This is a genomic window from Streptomyces sp. SM10, from assembly GCF_002910915.1.
GTDB lineage: Bacteria > Actinomycetota > Actinomycetes > Streptomycetales > Streptomycetaceae > Streptomyces.
Map to the genome: position 1 here is coordinate 54,334 of NZ_NEUF01000181.1, position 8,871 is coordinate 63,204.

The following is an 8,871-nucleotide window of genomic DNA, read 5'->3' on the forward strand; positions in this document are numbered from 1 at the left end:
GATCAGCCGACGACGGTCCAGGTGTCGCCGCCGGCCAGCAGGGTGCTCAGGTCACCCTTGCCGTGCTGCTCGATCGCGGCATCGAGCTGGTCCGACATGAGGGCGTCGTAGACCGGACGCTCCACGCTGCGCAGCACACCGATCGGGGTGTGGTGCAGGGTGTCGGCGTCGGCCAGCCGGGACAGCGCGAACGCGGTCGTGGGACTGGGGTTGTGGGCGTCGTGGACCAGGATCCGCGACTGGTTCTCCTCGGTGACCGCGACGACGGCCAGGTCGCCCGTGACGGGGTCCCGGACGACGCCCTTGGAGCCTCCCCCACTTCCGAAGCGGATCTGCTTGCCGTGTTCGAGGCGGATGACCGCCTCCTCGGCACGCTCCTTGTCCTTGAGGACCTCGAAGGCACCGTCGTTGAAGATGTTGCAGTTCTGGTAGATCTCCACCAGCGCGGTGCCCGGGTGGTCGGCGGCGGCCCGCAGCACGCTCGTGAGGTGCTTGCGGTCGGAGTCGACGGTGCGCGCGACGAAGGTGGCCTCGGCCCCCAGGGCGAGGGAGACGGGGTTGAAGGGGGCGTCGAGCGAGCCCATCGGCGTCGACTTGGTGATCTTGCCGACCTCGGACGTGGGGCTGTACTGCCCCTTGGTGAGCCCGTAGATCCGGTTGTTGAAGAGCAGGATCTTGAGGTTGACGTTGCGGCGCAGGGCGTGGATCAGGTGGTTCCCGCCGATGGACAGCGCGTCGCCGTCGCCGGTGACGACCCAGACGGACAGGTCCCGGCGGGAGGTGGCCAGGCCCGTCGCGATGGAGGGGGCGCGGCCGTGGATGGAGTGCATCCCGTAGGTGTTCATGTAGTACGGGAAGCGGGACGAGCAGCCGATGCCTGAGACGAACGTGATGTTCTCCTTGGCCAGCCCCAGATCGGGCATGAAGCCCTGCACGGCCGCGAGGACCGCGTAGTCCCCGCACCCCGGGCACCAGCGCACCTCCTGGTCGGACTTGAAGTCCTTCATGGACTGCTTGCCCTCGGCCTTGGGGACCAGCTGGAGGAGCTCGTTGGCGTCAGGCATCAATGGCCTCCTTGAGGGCGGTGGCGAGCTGCTCGGCCTTGAAGGGCATTCCGTTGACCTGGTTGAAGGACTGCGCGTCGACCAGGTACTTCGCACGGATGAGCAGCGCGAGCTGACCGAGGTTCATCTCGGGGACGACGACCCTGTCGTAACGCCTCAGCACCTCGCCGAGATTCCGGGGGAAGGGGTTGAGGTGGCGCAGATGGGCCTGCGCGATCGTCTCGCCCGCCGCGCGGAGCCTCCGTACCGCCGCGGTGATCGGCCCGTACGTCGAACCCCAGCCCAGGACCAGGGTGTTCGCGCCGGCCGGGTCGTCGACCTCCAGGTCGGGGACCACGATGCCGTCGACCTTCGCCTGACGGGTGCGGACCATGAAGTCGTGGTTGGCCGGGTCGTAGGAGATGTTCCCCGAGCCGTCCTGCTTCTCGATCCCGCCGATGCGGTGCTCCAGGCCCGGGGTCCCCGGCACCGCCCACGGGCGGGCCAGCGTCTCGGGGTCCCGCTTGTACGGCCAGAACACCTCCGTGCCGTCCGCGAGTTCGTGGTTGGGGCCCGTCGCGAACCGGGTCCGCAGGTCCGGGAGGCTGTCGGTCTCCGGGATCCGCCACGGCTCGGATCCGTTCGCGAGGTACCCGTCGGACAGCAGGAAGACCGGTGTCCGGTAGGTCAGCGCGATCCGGGCTGCGTCCAGCGCCGCGTCGAAGCAGTCCGCCGGGGTCCTCGGCGCCACGACCGGGACCGGTGCCTCACCGTTGCGCCCGTACATCGCCTGGAGCAGATCGGCCTGCTCCGTCTTGGTCGGAAGGCCCGTCGACGGGCCGCCGCGCTGGATGTCGATGATCAGCAGCGGCAGCTCCAGCGACACCGCCAGGCCGATCGTCTCCGACTTCAGCGCCACACCCGGTCCGGACGTCGTGGTCACACCGAGCGCACCACCGAACGCCGCCCCCAGGGCCGCCCCGATCCCGGCGATCTCGTCCTCCGCCTGGAACGTCCGCACGCCGAAGTTCTTGTGCTTGCTGAGCTCGTGCAGGATGTCGGAGGCGGGAGTGATCGGGTACGAGCCCAGATACACCGGCAGATCCGCCTGGCGGCCCGCCGCGATCAGCCCGTACGACAGGGCCAGGTTCCCCGAGATGTTGCGGTACGTGCCCGTGGGGAAGGCCTTGCTCGCGGGCGCCACCTCGTAGGAGACGGCGAAATCCTCGGTCGTCTCACCGAAATTCCAGCCCGCGCGGAACGCCGCCACATTGGCCTCGGCGATGTCCGGCTTCCTGGCGAACTTCGACCGGAGGAATGTCTCCGTCCCCTCGGTCGGACGGTTGTACATCCAGGACAACAGCCCGAGCGCGAACATGTTCTTCGAGCGCTCGGCCTCCTTACGGGAAAGTCCGAACTCCTTCAGGGCCTCGATCGTCAAGGTCGTCAAAGGCACCGGATGCACGTTGTACGCCTCGAGCGATCCGTCCTCGAGAGGGGAATCGGCATATCCGACCTTCGCCATGGGGCGCTTGGTGAACTCATCCGTGTTCACGATGATGTCGGCCCCGCGCGGAACGTCGGCGATATTCGCCTTCAGCGCGGCCGGATTCATCGCGACCAGCACATTCGGCGCGTCGCCCGGTGTCAGGATGTCGTGGTCCGCGAAATGCAGCTGGAACGACGACACACCCGGCAGGGTGCCGGCGGGTGCCCGGATCTCGGCCGGGAAGTTGGGCAGCGTCGACAGGTCGTTCCCGAAGGACGCCGTCTCCGACGTGAACCGGTCCCCCGTCAGCTGCATGCCGTCACCCGAGTCACCCGCGAAACGGATGATCACCCGGTCCAGGCGGCGGATTTCCTTCTCGGTGGCGCCCGTGCGATCAATGTGCGGGGCGCGTTGCTCCCCTACGACAGCCTCACTGGCCTCATCGGACTTTCCGGCTGGGCTACTGACCTGGCTGGTCACTGAACTGGACCTCCCTCGGGGCGGCGGCTCGGGACCGGCCGGCCCGCCGGCGGTCCAGGCACCACCCTACTTCTGTAAGGGTCGCCTTCCTCGGACCGGTCATATGGTGGACGCGTTTCCGGCGCACGAATGCGTCACGCCCTGCCATATTTCCCGGCCCCCCGGGTCACCGGACGAGCCTCCCCGGTGCTCGTCCTTTCGTCGTGGGCCTGGGGTTCCGTTCCGCTTCGGACGGATCACCCAGATCATCGCCGGTGGATCATCGATGTGTCACGAGTTCAGATAAGTGAGAACGGCGAGAACGCGCCGGTGGTCCCCGTCGCTGGGGGACAGGCCCAGTTTCATGAAGATGTTGCTGACGTGCTTCTCCACGGCTCCGTCGCTCACCACCAGCTGGCGGGCGACGGCCGAATTCGTACGCCCCTCCGCCATCAGACCGAGGACCTCCCGCTCCCGGGGGGTGAGACCCGCCAGGACGTCCTGCTTGCGGCTCCGGCCCAGCAGTTGCGCCACGACCTCCGGGTCCAGCGCGGTCCCGCCCTGCGCCACCCGCACGACGGCGTCCACGAACTCCCTGACCTCGGCGACCCGGTCCTTCAGCAGATAGCCCACCCCCCGGCTGCTGCCGGCCAGCAGCTCGGTGGCGTACTGCTCCTCGACGTACTGCGAGAGCACCAGCACCCCGATGTCCGGGTACGCCTTGCGGAGCTTCACCGCCGCCCGGACCCCCTCGTCGGTGTGGGTCGGCGGCATGCGCACGTCGGCGACCACCACGTCCGGCAGCGCGTCCTGCCCCGCCAGGTCGTCCACCGTCTTGAGCAGCGCCTCGGCGTCCCCCACTCCCGCGACGACGTCGTGCCCGAGATCGGTCAGCAGCCGGGTGAGCCCTTCCCGGAGCAGCACCGAGTCCTCGGCGATGACGACCCGCACTCTTTCCTCCACGACGTTGTGTCCCCCACTGTCGGTCCTGCGTGTGTACGCCGCTGATCGCGCGGCCCTGTGCGCCCAGCATTCCAGCATCGGCGCCCCGAAGGGCGGGGACCGGCGGTTCCCGCCCGACCGGGCACACCGCGGTGCCCCGGACGCCGTCACGGCGTCCGGGGCACCGCGGCGGCGGCCGTGCCTCAGCCCCTCCAGGGCAGTTCGGCCGTGACCGTCGTCGGGCCCCCGGCGGGGGAGTCGACGACGAGGATGCCGTCCACCGCGTCCAGCCGCTCCGTCAGCCCGGCCAGACCGCTGCCCGTCGACACACCGGCGCCGCCGCGCCCGTTGTCCGTGACCTGGAGCATCAGCCGGTCCTGGGCCCGCCAGACGTCGACCGAGGCGCGGGTGGCGCGGGCGTGTTTGCTGACGTTCTGGAGCAGCTCGGAGACCGTGAAGTACGCGATGCCCTCGATGGCCTGCGCGGGCCGTGAATCCAGGTCCACGACGACCTTCACGGGGACGGTGCACCGGGAGGCGATGGCGGAGAGCGCGGCGTCGAGGCCGCGGTCGGTGAGGACGGCGGGGTGGATGCCGCGGGCGAGGTCGCGGAGTTCCTGGAGGGCGACCTTGACCTCGCCGTGGGCTTCGTCGACCATGCGGGCGGCGGCTTCGGGGTCGTCGGTCAGTTTCTCCTTCGCCAGACCGAGGCCCATGGCGAGGGCGACGAGGCGGGCCTGGGCGCCGTCGTGGAGGTCGCGTTCGATGCGGCGCAGGTCGGCGGCGGCCGTGTCCACGACCACACCCCGGTCCGACTCCAGCTCCGAGACCCTGGTGGCCAGCCGGGACGGGCCGAGCAGACCCAGCACCATCACCCGGTCCACGGACACCAGGCCCCGGACGATCCACGGCGTGACCAGGACGACGGCCAGGCCGAGTGCGCTGGTCACCGCGATCTCGGTGGGCGAGTCGAGGTAGACCTGATGCGTCCTGTCGCCGTACAGCTGGATCCCGCCGATGCCCGCGTACGCCGGGAAGACCCAGCGCCACAGCGGATAGGTGAACGCGGCCCAGCCGTACGTCCAGAACGTCACCGCGACGGTGAACGCGAACGTCGCCCACGGCATGTGCAGTACCGCGTAGAGCAGATGCCGCCAGGACACCCCGCTCTTCAGCACCGCGCCGACCCAGGACATCAGGCCGCCCTTCCCGCGCACCGGCGCGGGATCGGCGATGTCCAGCTTCAGCAGCCCGCGTGCCCGGCCCCGCTCCACGACGCCGAAGCCCCGGCACACGACCAGGCCGGCGGCGAGTATCGGAATGCCGAGGAAGGTGATCAGCATGCCCAGGCCCAGTGCCGTCATGGTGACCGCGAAGGTGAACAGGGCCACGCTGATCGGCAGGCTCAGCACCACATAGGCGAGCTCGCGCCACGCTCGCGCCTCGACGGGCGCGCGGAGCGCCGCGGGGAAGAAGGGCTTCACCGGGGGATGACCCCCCGATCCGGTGGCGGGCCGGTGGCCCCGCGTGTCCCGTCCGTATGCCGTGGCCATCAGTGGCGTCCGTCCGTTTCTTCTGGGCGGGGACTCCCCGCGGGCTCATCCGGGCGGGAACTCCCGCGGGCCGGTACAACGGCTGATGACTCAAGACTGCTCTGCCGGGGGATCGCGCACCATGAGGGCGGTCTCCGTATCCGGCAGGGGGTTTTCCCCACCATGGCCGGGCTGCGCCTTCTGGCCGGGCTGCGCCTTCTGGCCGGGCTGCGCCTTCTGGTCGGCTGCGCCTTCTGGTCGGGCCGCGCCGATGAGTGGGCCGCGCCGATGGGTGGGAATCTTCTGCCGCCGGGTCGCGTGGCTCGGCGGTACGCCCTGCGGTCAGGCCGCGCCGATCCGCTCGGAACCGGTGCCCGCCCGGTCGCGCCAGGGCAGCTCGGCGGTGACCGAGGTCGGGCCGCCCTCGGGGGAGTCCAGGACGAACAGCCCGTCGACCGCGCCCAGCCGCTCCGCCAGCCCCGACATACCCGTCCCGCCGTCGAGCCGGGCGCCGCCCCTTCCGTCGTCCTGGACCTGGAGCATCAACCGGTCACCGGACCGCCAGACGTCGACCGAGGCGCGGGTGGCGCGGGCGTGTTTGCTGACGTTCTGGAGCAGCTCGGAGACCGTGAAGTACGCGATGCCCTCGATCGCCTCCGCAGGCCTCGCCGGCAGATCCACCGACACGGTCACGGGGACGGTGCAGCGGGAGGCGATGGCGGAGAGTGCGGCGTCGAGGCCGCGGTCGGTGAGGACGGCGGGGTGGATGCCGCGGGCGAGGTCGCGGAGTTCCTGGAGGGCGACCTTGACCTCGCCGTGGGCTTCGTCGACCATGCGGGCGGCGGCTTCGGGGTCGTCGGTCAGTTTCTCCTTCGCCAGACCGAGGCCCATGGCGAGGGCGACGAGGCGGGCCTGGGCGCCGTCGTGGAGGTCGCGTTCGATGCGGCGCAGGTCGGCGGCGGCCGTGTCCACGACCACACCCCGGTCCGACTCCAGCTCGGCGATCCTGCGCTCCAGCTCGTCCGAGGGCGAGAGCAGCGCCCGCGCCATCACCCGGTCCGCGTTCGTCAGCCCGCGTGCGATGTACGGAAGCACCGGCCAGAGCACGAACAGGCTCACCAGGGTCACGACGAACGTCGCCACCCCCCACGGCAGGCGCATGAACGAATACAGCAACGTCCGCCAGCCCACGGGGTCCTTGAGCCCCGACCACAGCCAGTTGAAGAACCCCTGGTCCCGCCTGCCGCGCGCCATCGGGCTCGGCTCGTCGATCCGCACACCGAGCATGCTCCGCGCGCGGGCGCGCTCGGCCCGGCCCAGCCCGCGCGCACCCTGCAGCCCCAGCGCGAGCAGGGGGAGTCCGACGACGGTGACGGAGAGCCCGGCTCCCACGGCGACGAGGAACACGGAGTACACGAACCCGACGATCGCCATCGGCAGATTGGCCAGGAGATACGCGATCTCCTTCCACGTCCAGCCGTCGAAGGCGAAGCGCGCGGGGGGCGGCCGGTCGTTGTCCGGCAGGGAGGGGCTCATGGTCATACGACCAGCGTGCCGGGCCGGGCGCGCCCGCGCCATGGGGTTCGTGGGTGGCGCCGGGTGGGGATAACCCCACCTCGCGTCGTGACTCCCCTGTCACCCCCTGCCCCACCTGTTGTGCGACGGGGCTGCTTACCCTCTCTTTAACAGGGCCTAGACTCCCGTGCGTACAGACCGTCGAACAGGTTGAGGGAGCGAGGGACGGACGTGGCGGACGTGCCGGAACCGACCGTTCTCGCGTCGGACTACTTCCAGAGCTACTCAGTGGTCGGACTGCTCGCCCTGGTGGGCGTGCTGTTCGTCGCCGTCGCCTTCGGGGCGGGCCGGCTGCTGAGGCCCGTGGTCCCGACGCCGGAGAAACTCCTCACCTACGAATGCGGCGTGGACCCCGTCGGGGAGGGGTGGGCCCACACGCAGGTTCGCTATTACGTGTACGCCTTCCTGTACGTGATCTTCGCCGTCGACTCGATCTTCCTGTTCCCGTGGGCGACGGTGTTCGCGGCCCCGGGATACGGGGCGACGACGCTGGTGGAGATGTTCATCTTCCTCGGTTTCCTGGCCGTGGGACTGCTCTACGCATGGAAGAAGGGCGTCCTCGCATGGGCGTGACGAGCCGGCCGAACCCCGAACCCCCCGTGTCGCTGCCCGATCCGACGCTGAGGCCCGATCCGCCGTCGCCGGAGCCCAAGAAGCTCGGCGTGCTGTCCCGGCTCGCACCCGAACCGATGAAGGTGGTCCTCAACTGGGGCCGCCGCTACAGCCTCTGGGTCTTCAACTTCGGACTCGCCTGCTGCGCGATCGAGTTCATCGCGGCCTCCATGGCACGGCACGACTTCATCCGGCTCGGCGTCATCCCGTTCGCCCCCGGCCCCCGGCAGGCCGACCTGATGGTCGTGTCCGGCACGGTGACGGACAAGATGGCCCCGGCAGTGAAGCGCCTGTACGAGCAGATGCCCGAGCCGAAGTACGTCGTCTCCTTCGGCGCCTGCTCCAACTGCGGCGGCCCGTACTGGGACTCGTACTCCGTGACGAAGGGTGTCGACCAGATCGTCCCCGTCGACGTGTACGTACCCGGCTGCCCGCCCCGGCCCGAGGCGCTCCTTCAGGGCATCCTCAAGCTCCAGGAGAAGATCGCCCGCGAATCGCTCGCCGAGCGGTACGCCACCGAGGACACGGCCCGCCCCTCGACCGCGGCGCTGCGCAGCGGCCTCGTGGCAGCCCCGAAGACACCGGAGGAGGGGAGGTGACCGCCTCGGACACCTTCGACCGGCTGCCCGACGCCGTCACCGAGGTCTTCGGCGCGGACGCCACGGCCGCGCACGCGTACGACCTGCTGACCGTCGACGTCCCCGCCGCAGGCTGGACCGCCGCCCTGGAAACGGCCCGAGACGAGCTCGGCTGCACCTACTTCGACTGGCTGAGCGCCGTCGACGAACCGGGCACGGGCTTCCGTGTCTGCGCCCACGTCGTGGCCCTCGGCGAGGGTACGGTCCGGCGCCTGCTGCTCCGTACGACCGTCCCGCACGCCGCCGCCACCCTGCCCACCGCCATCGGCGTCTACGCGGGCGCGGCGTGGCACGAGCGCGAGACGCACGAGATGTTCGGCATCGTCTTCGAGGACCACCCGCACCTGGTCCCCCTGCTGCTGCCCGAGGCCTTCGAGGGGCACCCGCTGCGCAAGGACTTCGTCCTGGCGGCCCGCGTCGCCAAGGCCTGGCCGGGGGCGAAGGAACCGGGTGAGTCGGAGCACGGCGGACCCAAGCGACGCACGATGCTGCCGCCCGGGGTGCCCGACCCCAACGAATGGGGCCCGCTCAAGGGCCAGCTCCCGCCCGCGGACCTCACCGAGGTCATGAAGGGCATCGAC

8 protein-coding genes are annotated in these 8,871 nt (G+C 70.3%); 3 read left to right on the forward strand and 5 right to left on the reverse strand.

The annotated features are described in order from the left end of the window. Positions 1-2 precede the first annotated feature (2 nt). From B9S57_RS30540 to B9S57_RS30560, 5 genes are all read right to left on the reverse strand, one after another. The gene (locus B9S57_RS30540) at positions 3-1,064 is read right to left on the reverse strand and encodes a 2-oxoacid:ferredoxin oxidoreductase subunit beta (protein WP_103760407.1); all 1,062 of its coding nucleotides are present in this window, start codon (positions 1,062-1,064) and stop codon (positions 3-5) included. Next, positions 1,057-3,012, reverse strand: coding sequence for a 2-oxoacid:acceptor oxidoreductase subunit alpha (locus B9S57_RS30545; RefSeq protein WP_103760408.1), 1,956 nt, complete (start codon positions 3,010-3,012; stop codon positions 1,057-1,059). The genes B9S57_RS30540 and B9S57_RS30545 overlap by 8 nt, the downstream gene beginning before the upstream one ends. Positions 3,013-3,282: 270 nt before the next feature. Continuing rightward, positions 3,283-3,942, reverse strand: coding sequence for a response regulator transcription factor (locus B9S57_RS30550; protein ID WP_103760409.1), 660 nt, complete (start codon positions 3,940-3,942; stop codon positions 3,283-3,285). 194 nt (positions 3,943-4,136) lie between these two features. Then, the gene (locus tag B9S57_RS30555; RefSeq protein ID WP_103760410.1) at positions 4,137-5,486 is read right to left on the reverse strand and encodes a sensor histidine kinase; all 1,350 of its coding nucleotides are present in this window, start codon (positions 5,484-5,486) and stop codon (positions 4,137-4,139) included. A gap of 321 nt (positions 5,487-5,807) precedes the next feature. Further along, positions 5,808-7,007 (reverse strand): sensor histidine kinase, encoded by a 1,200-nt coding sequence (locus B9S57_RS30560; RefSeq protein WP_103760411.1) that lies wholly within the window; start codon positions 7,005-7,007, stop codon positions 5,808-5,810. 204 nt (positions 7,008-7,211) lie between these two features. Between B9S57_RS30560 and B9S57_RS30565 the strand changes: the two genes are divergently transcribed. The 3 genes from B9S57_RS30565 to B9S57_RS30575 form a co-directional block, all read left to right on the forward strand. Continuing rightward, the gene (locus B9S57_RS30565; RefSeq protein WP_103760412.1) at positions 7,212-7,613 is read left to right on the forward strand and encodes an NADH-quinone oxidoreductase subunit A; all 402 of its coding nucleotides are present in this window, start codon (positions 7,212-7,214) and stop codon (positions 7,611-7,613) included. Continuing rightward, positions 7,604-8,251 (forward strand): NADH-quinone oxidoreductase subunit B, encoded by a 648-nt coding sequence (locus B9S57_RS30570; protein WP_103760413.1) that lies wholly within the window; start codon positions 7,604-7,606, stop codon positions 8,249-8,251. The genes B9S57_RS30565 and B9S57_RS30570 overlap by 10 nt, the downstream gene beginning before the upstream one ends. Further along, the coding region (locus tag B9S57_RS30575) for an NADH-quinone oxidoreductase subunit C (RefSeq protein ID WP_146057829.1) at positions 8,248-8,871 on the forward strand (624 nt) is incomplete at its 3' end. The genes B9S57_RS30570 and B9S57_RS30575, both read left to right, overlap by 4 nt.